Consider the following 21,969-nt stretch of genomic DNA (forward strand, 5'->3'; position numbering starts at 1 on the left):
TTAATACAGGGTTATTATTCCCACAGCAGGAATAGGGCACCCCATAAAAAAACACAGCAACTTTGCCGTTTCGGCTCTTTTTGGAGTCGCATTAATGATAATAAAGAAATGCAATGGCCTCCGGGGATTCCTGGTCCCGGCGTGCGTATCCGTCTGGGCGTCGTGTGTTGCCGGTGCGAATGCCTGGCAACAGGAATATATCGCTATCGATACAAAAAGTAATACAGCGGAACGCTATACATGGGACAGCGATCACCAACCGCGCTATGAAGATATTCTCGCGGAGCGGATAAATGCGGCCGACGATCCTTCAGGACTGGCATTTAATAAGGCAGTCTCCCCGGCAGATAGCGCCCGCGGGATGAGCGTCGGCTGGAATTTCTCTCTGCTCGAGGGCATGACGTCCGGTCCGGTAGCCAGTTTACATACCGATTTGACTTCGCCGCTGCTTAGCCGAAATGCCGCCGGAGCCGGCTATGTGAATACGCTGGGCTGGCGGGTCGATTACCAGAAATTATGGGGCGTACATCCGTGGGCGCAGGTGAGCTATAACCAGGGATTAACGACGGATTCTGGCGGGCCGAATCGCGCGCAGGATGGCGCCTGGCGGGACGTGACCTTTGGCGCGGATATGTCGCTTAACCCCCATATAGCCGCCTGGGCGGCGCTATCGCAGGCGGATAATGTGACCTCCGGGGAAAACTATCTCTATTTAATGGGCGTGAGCGCCAATTTTTAATTTATTTGTATCATGTTTTATTTAATTTATTAACGTATTAGTTACAGCAGTGACGCATCTTGCAGCGATAGTGGACACTAACTTTGCAGTAAATATTTAAGGCGTGAATGTTTTGCAATGTCATTCATTCCGTCTTTTATGCATTTCATTCCGCAGTAGCGGCAGCTCATGCCTTTTTTCCCCAGGCTTACAGGGGACTTCGTTATGGTGGCGGCAGTTAATTATTCAGGACAACTGCTATGAACGCTGCAAACCGTCAATACACCCGCTGGCTCACGCTGCTCGGCACTATCATTACGCAATTTGCGCTGGGATCGGTTTATACATGGAGTTTGTTCAATAGTTCCCTTTCCGCCAAGCTGGACGAACCGGTAAGCCAGGTGGCGTTCTCATTTGGCCTGCTAAGCCTTGGTCTGGCGCTCTCCTCATCCGTGGCGGGTAAATTACAGGAACGTTTTGGCGTCAAACGCGTCACCATGGCGTCAGGCGTTCTGCTGGGCCTCGGTTTCTTCCTTACCGCTCATTCAAACAGCCTGATGATGCTGTGGCTGAGCGCGGGCCTGCTGGTGGGGCTGGCGGATGGCGCCGGCTATCTGCTCACGCTGTCAAACTGCGTCAAATGGTTCCCGGAACGTAAGGGGCTGATCTCCGCCTTTTCCATCGGTTCTTATGGGCTTGGCAGCCTGGGCTTTAAATTTATTGATTCCCATCTGCTGGCGACGGTCGGCCTTGAGAAAACCTTTATTATCTGGGGCGCTATCGTGCTGGTGATGATTGTGTTCGGCGCGACGCTGATGAAAGACGCACCGAACCATACCGCTACCGCCAACAACGGCGTCGTCGAAAACGACTTCACCCTTGCCGAATCGATGCGTAAACCACAGTACTGGATGCTGGCGGTAATGTTCCTGACCGCCTGCATGAGCGGCCTGTACGTGATTGGCGTGGCGAAAGATATTGCCCAGGGGATGGTGCACCTTGATGTGGCGACGGCAGCTAACGCGGTCACGGTGATCTCTATCGCTAACCTTAGCGGTCGCCTGGTGCTGGGGATCCTGTCTGATAAAATGTCCCGTATTCGAGTGATTACCATCGGGCAGGTTGTTTCGCTTATCGGTATGGCGGCGCTGCTGTTCGCTCCGCTGAACGCCACCACTTTCTTCGCCGCCATTGCCTGCGTGGCCTTTAACTTCGGCGGTACGATTACCGTCTTCCCGTCGCTGGTCAGCGAATTCTTTGGTCTCAATAACCTGGCGAAAAATTACGGCGTGATTTATCTCGGCTTTGGTATCGGCAGCATTTGCGGTTCCCTGATTGCGTCCCTGTTCGGCGGTTTCTACGTGACCTTCTGCGTCATCTTTGCGCTGCTGATTCTCTCCCTGGCGCTATCGACCACCATCCGCCAGCCGAAAAGTGAGATTTATCACGAAGCGCATGCCTGAAGCCGGGCGTTATCGTGGTCTCGATGATTAATCACCTAAGCTAATAGTGCCAATCCAACCAAATGTTTTGTAAATGTTTGGTTGGATCACATTCCCTCCTGATACTTTTCCCTTCCGCTGTGGTCTACTTAGCGCGCATTGTAGAGGTTTCTTATAACCAAGCTAAACGCACTTTATTAACCTGCTTACTTATATTGCTTAAGTCGGGCGGTTTTATCTCTTCGTTTTCCAGGTTTTTTGCATGAAATACATTAAAACGATGACGCAGCTGAAGCTTAGTATCTGGCTGGCGCTGTACATCGGCTGGTTTATGAACGCTGCCGTACTCTTCCGCCGCTTCGAAGGGTACGCTCAGGAATTTACCATCTGGAAAGGACTCTCAGGGGCAGTGGAACTGGTCGGGACTTTCCTGGTCACCTTCTTTCTGCTGCGTATTTTGTCGCTGTTCGGACGCCGGGTCTGGCGTATCCTCGCGACTATCGTCGTTCTATTCTCCGCTGCCGCCAGCTATTACATGACCTTCCTGAACGTGGTGATCGGCTACGGGATTATCGCCTCGGTGATGACCACCGACATCGACTTATCCAGAGAGGTGATCGGCTGGCACCTGATCCTCTGGCTGGTGCTGATGAGCGCGCTGCCGCTGCTGCTTATCTGGAGCAACCGCTGCCGCTTCACGCTGCTGCGGCAAATTCGTACCCCTGGCCAGCGGATGAAGAATATTACGATCGTATTGCTGGCGGGATTGATGGTCTGGGGGCCAATCCGTTTGCTGGAGGTCCGTCAGAAGAACTTCGAGCGGAGCTCAGAGGTCGATCTGCCAAGCTACGGCGGCGTAGTGGCTAACTCCTACCTGCCGTCAAACTGGCTTTCGGCGCTGGGGCTGTACGCGTGGGCGCAGGTTGATGAGTCATCGGATACTAAATCCCTGATTAATCCGGCGAAAAAATTTACCTACGTGGCGCCCGAAGGGCTCGACGATACCTACGTGGTGTTTATCATCGGCGAAACCACCCGCTGGGATCATATGGGGATTCTGGGCTATAGCCGTAATACCACGCCTAAGCTGGCGCAGGAGAAAAACCTGGTCGCTTTTCGCGGATACTCCTGCGATACCGCGACTAAGCTGTCCCTGCGCTGTATGTTCGTCCGTCAGGGCGGGGCGGATGATAATCCGCAGCGGACGCTGAAAGAGCAGAACGTTTTTGCCGTTCTGCATCAGCTTGGCTTTACCGGCGACCTGTATGCCATGCAGAGCGAGATGTGGTTCTACAGCAACACGATGGCGAACAATATCGCCTATCGCGAGCAGATTGGCGCGGAGCCGAGTAACCGCGGCAAGAGCGTTGACGATATGCTGCTGGTGGACGAAATGAAGCGCGGTCTGGCGAAGAATCCCAATGGTAAGCATCTGATTATTCTGCATACCAAAGGGTCGCACTTTAACTATACCCAGCGCTATCCGCGCAGTTTTGCGCAGTGGCAGCCGGAGTGCGTTGGCGTCGATAATAAGTGTTCGAAGGCTGAGCTGATTAACTCGTATGATAACAGCGTGACCTATGTCGATCACTTTATTGTCAGCGTGCTGGATCAGCTGCGGGATAAGAAAGCGATTGTTTTCTATGCCGCCGACCACGGCGAGTCCATTAATGAGCGCGAGCACCTACACGGTACGCCTCGCAAGATGGCGCCGCCGGAGCAGTTCCGCGTGCCGATGATGGTATGGATGTCGGATAAGTATCTGGCGTCTCCCGATCATGCCGCCTCTTTTGGTCGCCTGAAGCAGCAGGCAGCCATGAAGGTGCCGCGCCGCCACGTAGAGCTGTATGACACCATTATGGGCTGTCTTGGCTATACTTCGCCGGACGGCGGGATTAACCAATATAACAACTGGTGCCACGTTCCTGACGCTGCGGCGAAAAAGCCGTAGCGGAGTGGCGAGTTTCTCGCCGCTTGAGCGACTTTTTCATAATAAGGCATTGACGGGTGTGTATCGCAGCAGTAAGATGCGCCCGCATTCGGTGATTGGCGCAGCCTGGTAGCGCACTTCGTTCGGGACGAAGGGGTCGGAGGTTCGAATCCTCTATCACCGACCAAATTCAAAAGCCTGCTCAACGAGCAGGCTTTTTTGCATCTGTAGCTTTTACTGATATGCAGCATCGCCTCCGGGAAATTAGCCGCATCGCACACCGCTCCCGGGGGCGGCGCAAAGCGCCTTGCCCGGGCTACAGGTTCAGCATTGTTTGCGGGCAGGTAGCCCGGACAGATGCGCAGCATCGCCTCCGGGAAAAGGCGCTGCCTGCTAAGAGTGTGAAAAAACGCATCCATCCTCATTTCCTGCCGCCAATTCCCTGTTTTGTGACATCTTCCATTGTATTTTTTTATATATGCTCCGATCTTTTTTCGCGAAGCTTATGGATAACTTCAGCATTTTCCGCTGTGCGTTTTAACGTTCACGCTATTTATCGCTCACATATTGGTCACATCGCAAGAAATTTTTACCATTTCCTGGAATTGCTTATGACTGCCTGTTGAAAAATATAAAGGGCTTTATTCTGTCTATTGGCCGCTAGCATAAATTTCTCTGCTGGAAATAGCGCATTGCACTTTTTTTAATCTTTGCCTGCCGATTCTCACCCCGGATGTAAAACCAGGTTGGCTGTATTGACGTTTCCCCATTCTGTTGACAGATTGTAGGGCATGAGGGGCATTTCATGGAGAATCCGTACTGCAACTCAGTCGTTTTTGCGAAAGGAATCCCCATCTCTCTCAACGCTTTCGGGCACCACCGACCGGACCGGGTATATTCTAAATAGTTCGAGCTGCGGGAAGGCGGCAAGCTTGAGAATCCCCAGGAGCATAGATGGCTATGTGACTGGAGCGATCGAGCGCAGCCAACGCATCCGTAGTTCGAAATATGACGAATAAAAATAAATAAAGGTCTGGCGGATATATGCAAACAACATCACATTTGGAGCAGAATAATGAGTATTTCCTTGAAGAAATCAGGGATGCTGAAGCTTGGTCTGAGCCTGGTTGCCATGACCGTCGCAGCAAGCGTACAAGCGAAGACCCTGGTTTATTGTTCAGAAGGTTCGCCGGAAGGCTTTAACCCACAGCTCTTCACCTCTGGTACCACCTATGACGCCAGCTCAGTGCCAATTTATAACCGCCTGGTAGAATTCAAAACCGGCACCACGGAAGTTATTCCGGGCCTGGCGGAGATATGGGAAGTTAGTGAAGACGGAAAAACCTATACTTTCCATCTGCGTAAAGACGTGAAGTGGCAGGATAACAAAGATTTTAAACCGACCCGCACGCTGAACGCCGATGACGTCGTTTTCTCATTCGACAGACAAAAAAATACCAATAGCCCGTACCACAAAGTGTCTGGCGGCAGCTATGAATACTTTGAAGGCATGGGATTACCAGACCTGATTAGCGAAGTGAAGAAAGTGGACGATAATACCGTCCAGTTCGTGCTGACCCGTCCGGAATCGCCGTTCCTTGCCGACCTCGCTATGGACTTCGCCTCTATTCTGTCAAAAGAGTATGCCGATAACATGCTGAAAGCCGGTACGCCGGAGAAAGTGGACCTCAACCCAATCGGTACCGGTCCGTTCCAGCTGCTGCAGTATCAAAAAGACTCCCGTATTCTCTATAAAGCCTTCCCGGGTTACTGGGGCACTAAGCCGAAAATCGATCGCCTGGTCTTCTCCATCACCCCTGATGCTTCCGTGCGCTACGCTAAGCTGCAGAAAAATGAATGCCAGATCATGCCGTACCCGAACCCGGCAGACATCGCGCGCATGAAGGAAGACAAAAATATCACCCTGCTGGAACAGCCGGGTCTGAACGTCGGCTACCTCTCTTTCAACACCGAGAAGAAGCCGCTGGATGATGTCAAAGTTCGTCAGGCGCTGACCTACGCGGTAAACAAAGAAGCGATTATCAAAGCCGTTTATCAGGGCGCCGGCCAGGCCGCGAAGAACCTGATCCCGCCGACCATGTGGGGCTATAACGACGACATTAAAGACTACACCTACGATCCAGAAAAAGCGAAAGCGCTGCTGAAAGAGGCAGGACTGGAAAAAGGCTTTACCATCGACCTGTGGGCGATGCCGGTACAGCGTCCGTATAACCCGAACGCGCGCCGTATGGCTGAGATGATTCAGGCCGACTGGGCTAAAGTTGGCGTCCAGGCCAAGATCGTGACCTTCGAGTGGGGTGAATACCTCAAACGCGCGAAAGCGGGCGAGCACCAGACCGTAATGATGGGCTGGACCGGCGACAACGGGGATCCGGATAACTTCTTCGCGACCCTGTTTAGCTGCGCCGCGGCAAAAGACGGTTCTAACTACTCCCGCTGGTGCTACAAGCCGTTTGAAGACTTGATTCAACCGGCTCGCGCTACCGACGACCACAACAAGCGTATTGAGCTGTACAAACAGGCTCAGGTTGTGATGCACGACCAGGCGCCGGCGCTGATCGTCGCTCACTCCACCGTCTATGAGCCGGTGCGTAAAGAGGTCAAAGGCTACGTGGTCGATCCATTAGGTAAACACCACTTCGATAACGTCTCTATCGAATAATAACAGCGTGTTTCCCCTCTCCCCGCCTTGGGGAGAGGGAATTGACATTTGTGAGCAATACAGACGTCCTGTCACCAGGCGGGTCGTCACTAGAGAGAATCCGGGTTATGTTGCAGTTCATTCTCCGACGTTTGGGACTTGTCATCCCGACATTTATCGGTATTACCCTTCTCACTTTTGCCTTCGTTCATATGATTCCCGGCGACCCGGTGATGATTATGGCGGGCGAACGTGGTATTTCCCCTGAACGTCACGCGCAGCTGCTGGCCGAGATGGGCCTTGATAAACCGATGTGGCAGCAGTACGTCAACTATATTTGGGGCGTGATGCACGGTGATTTGGGCATCTCGCTGAAAAGCCGTATTCCCGTCTGGGAAGAGTTCGTACCGCGCTTTAAAGCCACGATGGAGCTGGGCGTCTGCGCGATGATTTTTGCCGTCATTGTCGGTATCCCGGTGGGCGTGCTGGCGGCGGTTAAGCGCGGCTCTATCTTCGACCACACCTCCGTTGGCCTCGCGCTGACCGGCTACTCTATGCCCATCTTCTGGTGGGGCATGATGCTAATCATGCTGGTGTCGGTGCAGCTCAATCTGACGCCGGTTTCCGGGCGTATCAGCGATACCGTCTTCCTTGACGATACCCTGCCGTTGACCGGATTTATGCTGATCGATACCGCGATTTGGGGCGAGCCGGGCGACTTTATTGATGCGGTAATGCATATGATCCTGCCCGCGGTGGTGCTGGGGACGATTCCCCTGGCGGTGATCGTGCGTATGACCCGTTCGTCGATGCTGGAAGTGCTGGGTGAGGATTATATCCGTACCGCGCGCGCGAAAGGCCTGACGCGGATGCGGGTAATCATCGTGCATGCTTTACGTAACGCGATGCTGCCGGTGGTCACGGTTATCGGCCTGCAGGTCGGTACGCTGCTGGCGGGGGCTATCCTGACCGAAACCATCTTCTCCTGGCCGGGCCTTGGCCGCTGGCTGATTGATGCGCTGCAGCGCCGCGACTATCCGGTGGTGCAGGGCGGGGTGCTGCTGGTGGCGACGATGATTATTCTCGTCAACCTGCTGGTCGACCTATTGTACGGCGTGGTGAACCCGCGTATCCGGCATAAGAAGTAAGGGGCCATCATGTCACAAGTTACTGAAAATAAAGTTGTCGCCGCGCCGGTGCCAATGACCCCGTTGCAGGAGTTCTGGCACTATTTTAAACGTAATAAAGGCGCCGTCGTGGGGCTGGCCTATGTCGCGGTGATGATCATCATCGCCGTCTTCGCCAACTTCCTCGCGCCTTACAATCCGGCGGATCAGTTCCGCGATGCGCTGCTGGCTCCGCCGTTCTGGCAGGAGGGCGGCAGCATGTCCCACCTGCTCGGCACCGATGACGTTGGCCGCGATATCCTGTCGCGCCTGATGTACGGCGCGCGCCTGTCGCTGCTGGTAGGCTGTCTGGTCGTTGTGCTATCGCTGATCCTCGGTGTGGTGCTCGGTCTTGTCGCGGGCTATTTTGGCGGCGTGATTGACTCGGTCATTATGCGCGTTGTCGACATTATGCTGGCCCTGCCAAGTCTGCTGCTGGCGCTGGTGCTGGTGGCCATCTTCGGCCCGTCGATCGTCAATGCCTCTATAGCGCTGACCTTTGTCGCCCTGCCGCACTACGTGCGTCTGACCCGCGCGGCGGTGCTGGTAGAGGTGAACCGCGATTACGTCACCGCTTCCCGCGTGGCGGGGGCCGGCGCGATGCGTCAGATGTTCATCAACATTCTTCCTAACTGCCTTGCGCCGCTGATTGTTCAGGCGTCTCTGGGCTTCTCTAACGCCATTCTCGATATGGCCGCTCTTGGCTTCCTTGGCATGGGTGCGCAGCCGCCGACACCGGAGTGGGGCACGATGCTCTCCGACGTGTTGCAGTTCGCGCAGAGCGCCTGGTGGGTCGTCACCTTTCCCGGTGTCGCTATCCTGCTGACGGTGCTGGCATTTAACCTGATGGGTGACGGTCTGCGTGACGCGCTCGATCCCAAACTGAAGCAGTAAGAGGTTCGAGATGGCGTTATTAAATGTAGATAAACTCTCGGTGCACTTCGGCGACGAAGGGACGCCGTTCCGCGCCGTAGATCGCGTGAGCTACAGCGTAAATCAGGGCGAAGTGGTTGGTATCGTCGGCGAGTCCGGTTCGGGTAAATCGGTTAGCTCTTTGGCGATTATGGGGCTGATTGACTATCCCGGCCGGGTGATGGCTGAAAAGCTGGAGTTTAACGGTCGCGACCTGAAGCGCATTTCCGAAAAAGAGCGCCGCCAGCTGGTGGGCGCGGAAGTGGCGATGATCTTCCAGGACCCGATGACCAGCCTGAATCCGTGCTATACCGTCGGCTACCAGATTATGGAAGCCATTAAGGAGCACCAGGGCGGCAACAAGAAAACCCGCGTGCAGCGGGCTATTGACCTGCTGACGCTGGTCGGTATCCCCGACCCGGCTTCGCGTCTTGATGTCTATCCGCATCAGCTTTCCGGCGGTATGAGCCAGCGCGTGATGATTGCGATGGCCATCGCCTGTCGGCCAAAGCTGCTGATTGCCGATGAACCCACGACGGCGCTGGATGTGACTATCCAGGCGCAGATCATTGAGCTGCTGCTGGAGCTGCAGCAAAAAGAGAATATGGCGCTGATTCTGATCACCCACGATCTGGCGCTGGTGGCCGAAGCGGCGCACAAAATCATCGTCATGTACGCGGGGCAGGTGGTGGAAACCGGCGACGCGCAGGATATCTTCCGCGCGCCTCGCCACCCCTATACGCAGGCGCTGCTGCGCGCGCTGCCGGAGTTCGCTCAGGATAAAGCGCGCCTTGCCTCGCTGCCGGGCGTGGTGCCGGGTAAATACGACCGTCCGAACGGCTGTTTGCTCAATCCGCGCTGCCCCTATGCGACAGACAAATGCCGCAGTGAAGAACCTGAGCTGAACCTGCTTAACGGCGGTCGCCAGTCGAAATGTCATTACCCACTTGATGATGCCGGGAGGCCTGGGCTATGAGTACGCATGAGGCCACCACGCAACAGCCTCTGTTGCTGGCCACCGATCTGAAAAAATACTACCCGGTGAAGAAGGGGCTGTTTGCGCCGGAACGCCTGGTCAAAGCGCTGGACGGCGTTTCGTTTACCCTTGAACGCGGTAAAACGCTGGCGGTGGTGGGGGAGTCTGGCTGCGGCAAGTCGACGCTCGGTCGTCTGCTGACGATGATTGAAATTCCCACCGGCGGCGAGCTTTACTACCAGGGACAGGACCTGTTGAAGCACGATCCGCAGGCGCAGAAGCTGCGCCGGCAGAAAATCCAGATTGTGTTCCAGAATCCCTACGGTTCGCTTAACCCGCGTAAAAAGGTGGGGCAGATTCTCGAGGAGCCGCTGCAGATCAACACCAGCTTGAGCAAAGAGCAGCGCCGGGAGAAGGCGCTGGCGATGATGGCGAAAGTGGGTCTGAAAACCGAACATTACGACCGTTATCCGCATATGTTCTCCGGCGGCCAGCGTCAGCGTATCGCCATTGCCCGCGGTCTGATGCTTGACCCGGACGTGGTGATCGCCGATGAACCGGTCTCCGCGCTGGACGTTTCGGTGCGCGCGCAGGTGCTGAACCTGATGATGGATTTACAGCAGGATATGGGGCTTTCTTACGTCTTCATCTCTCACGATTTGTCGGTCGTGGAGCATATCGCTGATGAAGTCATGGTGATGTATCTGGGCCGCTGCGTGGAGAAAGGGACGAAGGATCAAATCTTCAATAACCCGCAGCATCCGTACACTCAGGCGCTACTGTCAGCCACGCCGCGTCTGAATCCGGATGACCGCCGCGAGCGTATCAAGCTCACCGGCGAGCTGCCGAGCCCACTGAATCCGCCGCCGGGATGCGCGTTTAACGCCCGCTGTCGCCGCCGTTTTGGCCCATGTACCCAGCTTCAACCGCAGCTGAAAGACTACAGCGGCCAACTGGTGGCCTGCTTTGCGGTCGACCAGGATCAAAACGGCGAGAAGCCGCTGAGCTGATCCAGGTAACCGATAATCAAAGCCGAAGCCTGTGCTTCGGCTTTTTTTATCCCGGACTCAGCGCTGTTGGAACAAACCTACAACGAACAATGCTGGCACCCTACGCCAGTACAATAGTTATTGCGGGAGTTCGAGATAACTACATGAAAATATTTTGTTTTATCTTCGTTCTTTCTTTGGTTGGAGCGGGTAAGCAGCAAAGGTGATTCATGAAGTTGTTCCTTGTTGTTCGGTCAACGCTTTATATTCCTGGTTTTTGGCTAACATCCTGAGCTATTTATTTTGCGCCGCGGTGTTATTTATTATTTTAATTAAGCGTGGCAGGTGATTACTAAAGACATTAAAAAATATTAAAATGTTTTCTCTTTCGCATTCAGTCGGCGCGTATTACACGGTTTTTAAAAGTTAAACGGCATAAAAAACTACGGTCTGCTGATAGCCCGGCAGGTTGCGGGGGGATTGATGACGCTGCCGCCCAAAAAATGGGGCTATCATTTTGAAAAAGAGCTGTTAGTGTAGCCGCACTACCGCTATGGAATTAAACCAGTCAGGCTTATTCAAAATAATCAAATTAATACTAAAGTTAGCGTATCGTGACGGGCGTAACTCCCCAAAAAACAACCCATTAAACTATGCTCTGGCGGCATAGCATGACAATTAAAACAGATTAAATATGATGTATTTAAAATCATGAGGTTATCTATGAACCATTATGATGATTTGCAGCGCTTTAAGGAAAAGACGCGGACACACAGTCTCCCATTCAAGGACCTCTCATCAGAAACCGGCGCCGGTGAAAAAGGCGATTGGGTTATTCTCAATCAGCTTATTCCTGCGGAGCAAGCATCCTCTTTGGCTATGGGCGGATCGGTATCTTTACCTCTGCCGCAGCTGGTGCCGGCCAATATGTTTCATCAGGTGGAGCGGACAGCCATTCAGACCGCGCCGGCGACATCGTCGGTTGCGCCGTCGGTAATGATTCCCGACCCTACAGCCCCATCCGCGCCGCAGCCTGTTCCCGCGGTGAGTCATATTGCTCCGGTTGCCGTAGAACCGATAGTGCAGGCAGGCGAGGCCGCGACCGGGCAAGCGTTCCGGACAGCCGTATCGCAACCTGTTGCGCTGCTATCTGACCACGTGCCAGCTCCGGCTGTCAGACCTCGCCCGGTGATAGCGCCGACGGTGGACGGTTTTGCCCATCTCTTTGCGGCAAAAACGGTGGCGCCAGCGGCGAAAGATAAAGATCAGCCCCTGAAATCACTCTTAGAAAGGATTGCGACATGCCGTTGATCTGCGTGTGTTCGCCGAAAGGCGGCGTAGGAAAGACGACCCTGGCGGCAAACCTGGCCTGGGCGTTGGCCCGCGCAGGCAGCAAAGTCCTCGCTCTGGATTTTGATGTGCAGAACGCGCTGCGCCTGCATTTTGGCGTGCCTCTCGGCGATGAGCGTGGGTATGCCGCAAAAGCGCTGGAGCTCCATGACTGGAGCCAGTGCGTGTTAAGCGCCGGCAGCAATATTTTCGTTTTGCCCTACGGCGAGGTGAGCGAGGCGCAGCGACAGGCGTTCGATGAGCGTCTGACCCATGACGCGCATTTCCTGACGCGCGGGCTGGCGGCACTGCTTAACTACCCTGGGCTGATTACCGTTGCCGACCTGCCGCCGGGTCCTTCACCCGCGCTAAAGGCGCTGACTTCGCTGGCCGACATGCATCTGGTACCGCTGCTGGCGGATACCGCATCGATGTCCGCATTGTCGCACGTGGAAAAGCAGCGCCTGACCGGAGGCGCTCTCAACGCTAAACACGGTCACTATTTTGTGATTAACCAGAGCGATAACCGTCGCCAGGTCAGTCGCGATGTCACGGCGTTGATGGAAGAAAAGCTGGGCGATCGTCTGCTGGGCATTATTCATCGTGATGAAAGCGTGGTGGAGGCAAATGCCTCCCAGAAGTCGATCCTCGACTTTAACTCATCCTCCGCAGCCGCCTTTGATATTGAAATTATTGCCAAAAAAATCTCTGCGCAGTTGGGTATCAATATCGGCGACGGCACGGTGCACAGCCAGCCTCGCAGGTCAGGTCTTTAATTTAACTGCAGGGCTGCTCAATGAAAAAAACGCTTTTCTGGGCGCTGGTATTGGTGCTTGCGCCCATTGCCGTGCTGGTGGTGATTACGCCGATGGACAGCCAAAAGCAGTCTATTTTTGGCCTGCTGAGCATCGGTATTCTCTTTGTTATGGGTTTCAGTAAAAACCGCAGCGTTTCCGTCATTATGGTGGTGACATCGCTGTTGATGTCGACCCGTTATATGTATTTTCGTCTGACGCAGACCCTGCATTTCAACTCCACCATCGAAGCGATTCTGGGAATGGGGTTGTTTCTGGCGGAAGTCTATATCTGGGTGATGTTGCTGCTGAACTACCTGCAAACGGTCTGGCCGCTGAAGCGTGAAATCGTCCCGTTGCCCGATGATATGAGCCAGTGGCCGACGGTAGATATCTATATTCCCAGCTATAACGAACCGCTTGAAGTGGTGCGTGATACCGTGCTCGCTGCGCAATGTATTGATTATCCAAAAGATAAATTAAAAATCTATTTGCTGGATGACGGCAAGCGTAACGAATTCGCGGTATTCGCCGCCGACGTTGGGGTAGGGTATATCACCCGCAACGATAACAAACACGCCAAGGCAGGCAACCTCAACCACGCGATGACGCTAACCAACGGCGAGCTGATCTGCGTTTTTGACTGCGACCACGTGGCAACCCGCGTCTTCTTGCAGGCAACGGTGGGGGGATTCCTCAAAGACCCGATGCTGGCGCTGGTGCAGACGCCGCACTATTTTTACTCGCCGGATCCCTTCGAGCGCAATCTCTCCGTCGGCCGCAATATTCCCAACGAAGGGATGCTGTTTTATGGTCCGATTCAGCAGGGAAACGACAACTGGAATGCGACCTTCTTCTGCGGTTCCTGCGCGGTTATTCGCCGCGCTGCGCTGGAGCAGATCGGTGGCTTTGCGGTTGAGACCGTCACCGAAGACGCCCATACCGCGCTGAAGTTCCAGCGTCTGGGCTGGAAATCGGCGTTCCTGGATATTCCTCTGGCGGCAGGTTTGGCTACCGAACGCTTGGTGGTGCACGTCATTCAGCGTACCCGCTGGGCCCGCGGGATGACGCAAATTTTCCGTCTGGATAACCCGCTACTTGGGCGTGGGCTAACGTTCCAGCAGCGCCTGTGCTACCTCAGCGCCATGCTCTATTATCAGTTCGCTCTGCCGCGCGTGGTCTTTGTCACCGCACCGCTGGCCTATCTGCTGTTCAACCTGAATATCATCTACTCCTCGGCGAGCCTGATTGTTTCCTACGCGCTGCCGCATCTGTTCCTCGCGATCTATGTCGGATCGCGCATGAACGGCCGCTATCGCTACAGTTTCTGGGGCGAAATCTACGATATCGTGCTGGCCTTCCACCTGGTGCTGCCAACGCTGGTCACCATGATTTTCCCCAAACGCGGAAAATTCAACGTGACCGATAAAGGCGGCCTGCTGGACGTGGGCTACTTCGACTTTACCGTCGTCAGGCCACACCTGGTCGTCGCCTGCCTGCTGGGCCTGGGGGTGGTGGTTGGTATCGTCCGCGCCATCGGTCACGACTATTTTGGCTCAGACCCGAACGTTATCGCGCTGAACGTCGGTTGGGGGATTTACAGCCTGATTTTCCTGCTGGCCGCCATTGCCGTGGCGCGCGAAACCCGTCAGGTACGAAAAACGATTCGTATTGATGTCGATATCCCGGTGCTTATCCACTACACCAGCGGCATTGTCTCCCGCAGCCACACCGCAGATCTGTCCATGGGCGGTTGCCGCGTAAGCGCGCCGGATAAGCGTCACCTGGAGGATGAAATCGAAGAGATTGAGCTAATTCTTCAGTCCGGAGCGATTTCGATCCCGGTACGCCAGGTCACCGCTGACGATCGGTTTATCCGCCTGCAATTTGATGAAAACATTCAGCTTTCCCGTCGCCGTGAACTGGTGCGGGTGGTGCTGGCCCGCGCCGATGCGTGGATTAATCCGCCGCGCCCGCAGGACAACCCGTTCCGCTCTTTCGCCACGATTTTACGCTGCGTATTTGAACTCTTCTGGCTGACGTGGAAGACGCGCCGCAGCCAGCGTCGTCAGCCCTCTGCGGCAAACCCCGCGCAGGAGGATGGCAGTCTATGAAATCCTTAACGACGCTCGCGCTGCTGGTTGGAGTGCTCTCTGCGCCAGCGCTGCACAGCGAGGAGATGCCCGCAGATTCATTGCCGGAGCTTAACTTTCCGCTTCCAGATGCGGCTGCGAACAGCGCATCGGCGCCCGCTAGCGAAGCGAATTCACCGGCGACGACGGAAGCCGCGTCGGCAAACGCCGCTCAGCCGGATTCGCTACCCGCGCTGCCGCCGATAACGCCTGTTGTCCCTGATACGGTACCGCTTACGCCGATCGTTGGCGGCAATCTTAACCTGATGCAGATGGGCATGCCGGACGGCATTATCCTCAGCGGTGGACAAAATCAGGGCGGCGCCAGCTTTACGCTCCCCTCCGATCAGGTGGTCACCCACGCCCAGCTGATGCTGGAGGTCAAGGTTTCGCCGGAGATGGCGTCCCGCAACGCCACGCTGCAATTAATGCTCAACGGCCAGCCGCTCGGCACCTTGCCGCTGGGGGCTGATGGCGAGGATATTTCGCACTACCAGCTGGATATCCCGGCGGCGCTGATGGTGTCCAGCAACAACCTGAGCTTTAAGATTAACGACGGCGATGCGCTGCAGTGCCGGCTCGATATTCACGACACCTCGCGGGTAACCATTCTGCCCGGCTCCCACTTTAGCTGGGAGAGCCAGCAGCTCAATATCAGCAACGATTTGGGCCACTTCCCGCGCCCGTTTTTCGACCGTATGCAGATGACGCCAGCGGATATCGCTATCGCGTATCCGGAGAAACCAACGGCGGATATTTTCAGCGCAGCGGCGCTGGTGTCGTCATGGCTGGGTATTCAGGCCGACTATCGCGGTATCGCTTTTGACGCGCTGCGCGATCGCCTGCCCGAGAAACACGGGATTATCATCGGTCATCCCGGGGATCGGGTGGGCGGCCTGACGCTGCCGCAAACCGACAAACCGCTGCTGCGGATCGTGGAAAATCCCGGTAATCCGGCTTATAAGCTGCTGCTGATCGTCGGCCAGAATGACGCCGCACTGCGCATGGCCGCGTGGCGCCTGACCCGCGGCGATTTCGCCCCGCAGACGGCCAGCATGACCGTGGATCCGCAGGCGATTCCCGTCGGCAAGCCCTACGATGCGCCGCGCTGGATCGCCACCGATCGTCCGGTAAAAATCAGCGAGCTGATCCGTCAGGATCAAAGTATGACCGTTAGCGGCGTGTGGCATGAACCGCTGCGCGTGGCCTTTCGCGCCGCGCCGGATCTTTATCTGTGGGATGGAGAAACTATCCCCCTGCAAATTGGCTATCGTTTCCCGTCGGAGAACTGGATTAACGAGGATAAGTCGCTGCTGAGCGTGACGCTGAACAACACCTTCCTTAATAATCTACCGATGAACAAACAGGGGCCGCTGGAGAAGCTCTGGCGGCATCTGGGCGGCGACGCGCGTCAGGAACGGTTTACTATCCCGCTGGCGCCGTATCTGATTTACGGTGATAACCAGCTATCTCTCTATTTCAACCTGGTGCCGAAGGATAACGCGCCCTGTTCGCTCCTGCTGAACAGCACTATCAAGAGTCGAATCACCGACGATTCGTGGATCGATTTGAGCGGTACGCGGCACTTCTCGCTGCTGCCGAATCTTTCCTATTTTGTCGGCGCTTCGTTCCCGTTCTCCCGGTTAGCGGATTATTCGCAAACTACGCTGCTGCTGCCGGAACAGCCTTCGGAAACCCAGGTGGCGATGATGCTGAATCTGGCAGCCCGTTCGGGTAATTCAACCGGCAAAGCGTTAGCCAACAACCGCGTAATATTGGGCGTTCCTGACGGCGGCGCCAATGCGCCGCTGCTGCGCGATCGCGACGTGCTGGCGGTCAGTTCCCTCGAGCAACAAGCGTTTAACCAGCGCCTGCTGGCCTATTCCCCCTACGCCCCGGTCGATAACCTGCTGAGCGTACGTGAACCGACGCTGTGGGAAAAGATTCAGCGCAGGCTGAGCGGCGACTGGGCTTCTGACGGCGTCGATGCCGACCGCTATTTCTCCTCCAGCAGCGCCTGGCGCGGTTTTATCAGCTATCGCTCACCGTGGAACCCGCAGCGGGTGGTGGTGGTGGCGATGGCCAGCAGCGACGATCAGCTGGCGAAACTGGAAGACGATCTTAATTCCCCGCGTATCAATGCCGGTATTCGCGGCGATACGGCAGTGATCACCAGCGATAACGGCGTGCGTAGCTTCCAGGTCAGCACGCCGTTCCCCAGCGGCCAGATGCCGTGGTACATGATGGCGGTATGGTACGCCAATCAGCACTCCGGGCTGCTGGCGGTGCTGGGGTTGATTACGACATCGATTCTGGGTCTGGCGCTGACCGCCATGTTTAAACGTCATGCTCGTAAGCGCCTGGATTCGGGAGAGAGCCAATGAAAAGAGCCAGCAGAATGAATACCCATGCAGCCCGTCAATTTTCTACGCTGTGCCTGTCCGGCGCGCTGACGCTTGGCGCATTCGGCGGAGCGCACGCGGCGGGTAACGATGCCGCGCTACAAGCGTTGTTCGCACAGGCCAACTACTGGCACGAAAAATCGCATGACGAACTGGCGATGGAATCGCTGCAAAAAGTGCTATCGGTGGATGCCAACAACGCTCAGGCGCTGTACCTGATGGCGCTATGGGCGCAGCAGGGGGGCAATCTGCAGGCCGCAGCCCAGTGGCGGGCGCGGCTGGAGAAAGCGGCGCCCGACAGCCCCGGACTACAGGATCTGGATAGCGCAAAAAAAATGGCGCAGGTGCCGCAGGGACAGCTCACTCTGGCCAGACAGCAGGCGCGCAGCGGCAATGTTCCCGCCGCGCTGGCGACCTGGCGGAGTATGTTTAACGGCAACGTTCCGCCTTCCGGGCTGGCGGCCGAATACTATATGACCATGGCCAGCGACAAGGCGCTCTACCCACAGGCGTTGAGCGAACTACGTCAATACGTCGCGCAGCATCCGCAGGAGAACGCGCCGCGCGTTGCCCTGGGCAAAGTGCTCACCTGGCGCGAAGAGACCCGCCGGGAAGGCATCGCCATGCTGGAGCCGATGGCCAGCGGCAGCAAAGAAGCCGATAGCGGGCTGCGTCAGGCGCTGCTGTGGCTGGGGCCGCAGCCGGGGGATGAGCCGTTTTACGACACCTGGATGCAGCGTCATCCGCAGGATACTGAAGTCCAGAACTACTTTCGCGAACGGCGCAGCGGTCAGGCGCGCGGCCAGGGCTATTCTGACCTCAACAGCGGCAATACCGCCGCGGCGAAGCAGCAGTTTGAACAGGTTCTGCAAAGCAACCCGCAGGACGCTGACGCGCTGGCCGGAATGGGCTATATCGCCCAGCGCAGCGGCGATTTTCAGGCGGCCTCTCAGTATTTGAGCCGGGCGGCGGATCTCGGCGGCGATGGCTCGGAAACCCGTCGTCAGCAGGCGGCGGATGCGCTGTTTTACGGGCAGCTCGCTCAGGCGCAGCAGGCTTACAAGCAAGGGAATATTAGCCAGGCGCTGGCGCTCTCTGCGCCGCTGGCGCAGCAGAGCGGGACGCAGGGCACGGCGGCGAAGCTGTTCCGCGCCGACGTTCTGCGCCATAACAAAGATTTGCCGCAGGCCGAACAAACGCTACGGGCGCTGCTCAACGACCAGCCGCAAAACGGCCCGGCGCGGGAGAATCTCTATTACGTTCTGCGCGAACAGAATAAAACGGCAGAAGCGCAGGCGATGCTGCGCACGCTGCCGGAAAGCCTGCAGCAAAAACTGCAGCCGCGGGTGGTCATCGGACAGCCCGGCGATTCGCTGCGTCGCCAGGCGCAGGAGCAGGCCAGCGCCGGTAACGTGACGGCGGCTATCGCCATGCTGCGCCAGGGGCTTTCTCGCTATCCGGACGATGCGTGGATGCGCCTCGATCTGGCCCGTATGCTGCAAAAAGCCGGTAACGACGGTGAGGCAAATGCGGTTATGGGCGCCGCCTGGCGTCCCGGCGCCGGCGCCAGCTCGCTGTACGCTGCGGCACTTTTTGCCAGCGAGAACGGCGGCTGGCAGCAGGCGCAAACCCTGCTGGCAAGAATTCCCCCCGCCAGTCAGACCAGCCAGATGCGCGACCTGAAACAACGGGTGAACTACAACCTGCAGCTGGCGACGGCGGAGAGCTATCTGGCGCAGGGCAATACCGTTGCCGCTGCTAATACGCTCAGGACGATGACCGCAACGCCGCCTGAAGCCCCGGCGTATGTGGGTAAACTGGCGCGGCTGCTGGCCCAGAGTGGCGATGTCACCACCGCGGTATCGCTGGTGCGCAACAATATTAACGGCGGTATCTCAGGTAATGCCGGGGATTATGCCGATCAGGTGACGGTACTTAACCAGGCGGGCCTGACAACCGAAGCGCAGAGTCTGCTCACTAACCCGCAGCTGCAGGCAAGCAGTACGCCGACGCAGCTGGCCAGTATTCGCAACGGTTATGTGATTAACGAAGCGGACCATCTGCGCGAGCAGGGCAACTACGCGGCAGCGTATGACAAGCTGATGGGCGCGATGCAGAACGACCCGCAAAATACCGATCTGATGTTCGCTATGGCGCGGCTCTATCAGAGCGGCAAAATGAACAAAGAGGCCGGTGTCGTCTATGACTATCTGATGACCCGCGATACGCCGACGCAGGATGCGCGCAGCGGGGCTATTGATGTCGCACTCTCGGCGGGGAATAGCGAACGGGCGGCGCAGCTGGCGGGTGGACTGCGCCCGGATAATTCGCCGGACCGTTTGCTGCTGCTGGCGCGCGTTGCCGAGTCGCAGGGGCATCATCAGCAGGCGATGACTTACCTGCGCAGCGCCCGCGGCAGGCTGCTGGGACAACAGAGCAGCAATGGCGCGCAAACGCCGACCGTGGGCGGCGCGCTGGCGGCGGATAATCCGTTTGTCGGCGTTTCGCGTACCCCCGGGGCGACGCGTGCGGCCTCCGCCTACGGGCAATATATGCCGTGGCAGGTCTCTCAGGTATCGACCGGGGATGGCGGCGCGCTGCCGGGGATCCAGCGCACCGATCTGCCGGTCGAAACCGCCCAGACCCGGATGCTGCGCCAGGTGGATACCATGATGGAGACGTTGCAGGAAAAAACCGGCACCTGGCTGCAGGGGGGCATGGAGGTTCGCGGTCGCGACGGCGAATCCGGCACCAGTAAGCTCAGCGAGATAAAAACCCCGCTCACCTGGTCCTCATCGCCGTTTGGTGATTCGCGTTTCGATTTTACCGTTACGCCGATTACGCTGAACGCGGGGACGGCGACCGGCGACGCCTGGCGGCGTTACGGCGCGAACCCGCTATCCAATGCAGTCTCCAATATGATTTCCACCGCGACCAGCGAGCAGGCGGCGATTGCGGCGATGACCGCGACCGAGCGCACGACGTACTTTGCCAACAATCCGGGGGCGGAAGCCTTGAGCGGTCTGGGCACGCTCAAGGCCTCTGACTTTAATGCCACCACCAGCAGCGGCATGGAGAATCTGGCGAAACTCGGAACTTACGATTCCGGGCAGGTCGCCAGCTATCTGGCCTCTTCCAGCCTGAAGCCGAATGTCGATCAGGCGAGCGGCTCAACCGATTCACAAAAAGCCAACGGCGTGGAGCTGGCTCTGGCGCTGAGCGGCGACGAATACCGCGTCGATATCGGCAGCACGCCTCTGGGCCAGGATCTAAATACCGTGGTGGGCGGCGTAAAGTGGTCGCCGAAGCTGACCAACTATCTGTCGTTGATTTTTACCGGCGAGCGTCGGTCGCTGACCGACAGTCTGCTCTCCTGGGTAGGGCTGAAGGATTCCTATTCCGGCAAGACCTGGGGGCAGGTGACCAAAAACGGCGGTACCCTGCAGCTAAGCTATGACGACGGCGATGCCGGTTTCTACGTCGGCGGCGGGGGCTATAGCTACCTGGGACAAAACGTCGCCAGCAATACCAGCATAAACGCCAACGCCGGAGTTTATTTGCGGCCTTACCACGATGAGTATCGTCAGCTGCAGACCGGGTTGAGCATGAGTTACATGGATTACTCGAAAAACCTGAGCTACTTCACCTACGGGCAAGGGGGCTACTTCAGCCCGCAGAACTACGTCAGCGTATCGCTGCCGGTGAGCCTGACGGAAAAATATGACAACTGGACGATGAAACTTGGCGGCTCGGTGGGCTATCAATCCTATAGCCAGGATAAGAGCGCTTATTTCCCGACTAACGCCGGGTGGCAGCAGGCCCTCGAGACCGCAGTGAGCAACGGTTTTGCCAAAGAAGCCTACTATTCAGCCACTTCGAAGAGCGGTATCGGCTATACCCTACGCGCCGGCGCAGATTACAAAGTCAACAAACAAATGACGCTCGGTGGTCAGGTTGGCTATGACACCTTCGGCGATTATAACGAGAGCACCGCTGGTCTCTATATCCGCTACATGCTGGGAGATAACTGATCGTGACGGACAATAATAACGCGCAGGTTATGACGTGGTTTCAGCAGCAGCAAACGCCTGCCGGATGGTTCGATCTGCTGCTCATTATGGTTGATGGTATGGTCAACAACGCGGGTGAGCTGGAGAGCCAGCCCTTTCTGCGGCAGATGGGCGAGGCGCTGGCCGATGAACATCCGCTGCCGGAGTCTGAGACTCTCGGCCAGCTGGAGACCAACATGAATGCGCTGCTAAGCCGCTTTCAGTGGGGCTTCGTCAGCGTCGAGGTGAACGATGAAGGCCTGCGATTACGCCATCAGGCTCTGCCGGTCAGCCGCGATGAAGCGCGGCGCATCCGCTGGTGTAATGCATTTTGTGCCATACTCGAGGGGCTCTATTCCCGCTGGTTACAGGGACAGGGCGGCGCGGCGCACGTGGTTTTACAGCGTGAGCGGCTGTTTTCAGTCTCTGACGTTCAGTTTCTTTACTTCCATCCCTAATGGGTGAATT

General features: G+C 56.7%; 13 protein-coding genes, 1 tRNA gene and 1 pseudogene. All 15 read left to right on the forward strand.

Annotation, left to right across the window (positions count from 1 at the left end; all coding sequences use genetic code 11):
- The first annotated feature begins 94 nt into the window (after positions 1–94).
- Positions 95–739 (forward strand): hypothetical protein, encoded by a 645-nt coding sequence (locus ABLV75_RS23325; RefSeq protein ID WP_004106749.1) that lies wholly within the window; start codon positions 95–97, stop codon positions 737–739.
- A 239-nt stretch (positions 740–978) separates the two neighbouring features.
- A complete protein-coding gene (locus ABLV75_RS23330; protein WP_017145261.1) occupies positions 979–2,181 on the forward strand; it encodes an MFS transporter in 1,203 nt (400 codons plus the stop codon).
- Positions 2,182–2,422: 241 nt separating this feature from the next.
- Complete coding sequence (gene eptB, locus ABLV75_RS23335) at positions 2,423–4,111, forward strand: kdo(2)-lipid A phosphoethanolamine 7''-transferase (RefSeq protein ID WP_004106745.1); 1,689 nt, start codon at positions 2,423–2,425, stop codon at positions 4,109–4,111.
- A gap of 89 nt (positions 4,112–4,200) precedes the next feature.
- A tRNA-Pro gene (locus ABLV75_RS23340) sits at positions 4,201–4,277 on the forward strand.
- A gap of 888 nt (positions 4,278–5,165) precedes the next feature.
- Positions 5,166–6,773, forward strand: coding sequence for a dipeptide ABC transporter periplasmic-binding protein DppA (dppA, locus tag ABLV75_RS23345; RefSeq protein WP_004106744.1), 1,608 nt, complete (start codon positions 5,166–5,168; stop codon positions 6,771–6,773).
- 107 nt (positions 6,774–6,880) lie between these two features.
- Entirely contained in the window at positions 6,881–7,900 is a 1,020-nt protein-coding gene (gene dppB / locus ABLV75_RS23350) for a dipeptide ABC transporter permease DppB (protein ID WP_004106742.1), read from the forward strand.
- Between the two features lie 9 nt (positions 7,901–7,909).
- On the forward strand, positions 7,910–8,812 hold the full coding sequence (gene dppC / locus ABLV75_RS23355) for a dipeptide ABC transporter permease DppC (protein ID WP_004106740.1): 903 nt from the start codon (positions 7,910–7,912) through the stop codon (positions 8,810–8,812).
- A 10-nt stretch (positions 8,813–8,822) separates the two neighbouring features.
- Complete coding sequence (gene dppD / locus ABLV75_RS23360) at positions 8,823–9,806, forward strand: dipeptide ABC transporter ATP-binding protein (protein WP_004106737.1); 984 nt, start codon at positions 8,823–8,825, stop codon at positions 9,804–9,806.
- Positions 9,803–10,816 carry a dipeptide ABC transporter ATP-binding subunit DppF gene (gene dppF, locus ABLV75_RS23365; RefSeq protein WP_004106735.1) on the forward strand — a complete coding sequence of 338 codons (1,014 nt, stop codon included), beginning with the start codon at positions 9,803–9,805 and terminating at the stop codon, positions 10,814–10,816. The genes dppD and dppF overlap by 4 nt, the downstream gene beginning before the upstream one ends.
- A 702-nt stretch (positions 10,817–11,518) precedes the next feature.
- Complete coding sequence (locus ABLV75_RS23370) at positions 11,519–12,106, forward strand: cellulose biosynthesis protein BcsO (RefSeq protein WP_348855178.1); 588 nt, start codon at positions 11,519–11,521, stop codon at positions 12,104–12,106.
- A gap of 1 nt (position 12,107) precedes the next feature.
- Positions 12,108–12,900 (forward strand): annotated as a pseudogene (bcsQ, locus tag ABLV75_RS23375) (cellulose biosynthesis protein BcsQ).
- A 20-nt stretch (positions 12,901–12,920) separates the two neighbouring features.
- Complete coding sequence (gene bcsA, locus ABLV75_RS23380; protein ID WP_004106724.1) at positions 12,921–15,032, forward strand: UDP-forming cellulose synthase catalytic subunit; 2,112 nt, start codon at positions 12,921–12,923, stop codon at positions 15,030–15,032.
- Complete coding sequence (gene bcsB, locus ABLV75_RS23385; RefSeq protein WP_004106723.1) at positions 15,029–17,434, forward strand: cellulose biosynthesis cyclic di-GMP-binding regulatory protein BcsB; 2,406 nt, start codon at positions 15,029–15,031, stop codon at positions 17,432–17,434. Before bcsA ends, bcsB begins: the two co-directional genes overlap by 4 nt.
- Positions 17,431–21,483, forward strand: a complete 4,053-nt coding sequence (locus tag ABLV75_RS23390; RefSeq protein ID WP_004106722.1) for a cellulose biosynthesis protein BcsC — start codon at positions 17,431–17,433, stop codon at positions 21,481–21,483. The genes bcsB and ABLV75_RS23390 overlap by 4 nt, the downstream gene beginning before the upstream one ends.
- Positions 21,483–21,959, forward strand: a complete 477-nt coding sequence (bcsD, locus tag ABLV75_RS23395; RefSeq protein WP_024274803.1) for a cellulose biosynthesis protein BcsD — start codon at positions 21,483–21,485, stop codon at positions 21,957–21,959. The genes ABLV75_RS23390 and bcsD overlap by 1 nt, the downstream gene beginning before the upstream one ends.
- Positions 21,960–21,969: the final 10 nt, after the last annotated feature.

This window comes from Klebsiella sp. CN_Kp066, assembly GCF_040065135.1.
Lineage (GTDB): Bacteria > Pseudomonadota > Gammaproteobacteria > Enterobacterales > Enterobacteriaceae > Klebsiella > Klebsiella oxytoca.

What these genes read in the sequence shown, in the direction of transcription:
- ABLV75_RS23325 (WP_004106749.1), top strand. Translation starts at nt 95, where the DNA reads ATGATAATAAAGAAATGCAATGGCCTCCGGGGATTCCTGGTCCCGGCG.
- ABLV75_RS23330 (WP_017145261.1), top strand. Translation starts at nt 979, where the DNA reads ATGAACGCTGCAAACCGTCAATACACCCGCTGGCTCACGCTGCTCGGC.
- eptB (WP_004106745.1), top strand. Translation starts at nt 2,423, where the DNA reads ATGAAATACATTAAAACGATGACGCAGCTGAAGCTTAGTATCTGGCTG.
- dppA (WP_004106744.1), top strand. Translation starts at nt 5,166, where the DNA reads ATGAGTATTTCCTTGAAGAAATCAGGGATGCTGAAGCTTGGTCTGAGC.
- dppB (WP_004106742.1), top strand. Translation starts at nt 6,881, where the DNA reads ATGTTGCAGTTCATTCTCCGACGTTTGGGACTTGTCATCCCGACATTT.
- dppC (WP_004106740.1), top strand. Translation starts at nt 7,910, where the DNA reads ATGTCACAAGTTACTGAAAATAAAGTTGTCGCCGCGCCGGTGCCAATG.
- dppD (WP_004106737.1), top strand. Translation starts at nt 8,823, where the DNA reads ATGGCGTTATTAAATGTAGATAAACTCTCGGTGCACTTCGGCGACGAA.
- dppF (WP_004106735.1), top strand. Translation starts at nt 9,803, where the DNA reads ATGAGTACGCATGAGGCCACCACGCAACAGCCTCTGTTGCTGGCCACC.
- ABLV75_RS23370 (WP_348855178.1), top strand. Translation starts at nt 11,519, where the DNA reads ATGAACCATTATGATGATTTGCAGCGCTTTAAGGAAAAGACGCGGACA.
- bcsA (WP_004106724.1), top strand. Translation starts at nt 12,921, where the DNA reads ATGAAAAAAACGCTTTTCTGGGCGCTGGTATTGGTGCTTGCGCCCATT.
- bcsB (WP_004106723.1), top strand. Translation starts at nt 15,029, where the DNA reads ATGAAATCCTTAACGACGCTCGCGCTGCTGGTTGGAGTGCTCTCTGCG.
- ABLV75_RS23390 (WP_004106722.1), top strand. Translation starts at nt 17,431, where the DNA reads ATGAAAAGAGCCAGCAGAATGAATACCCATGCAGCCCGTCAATTTTCT.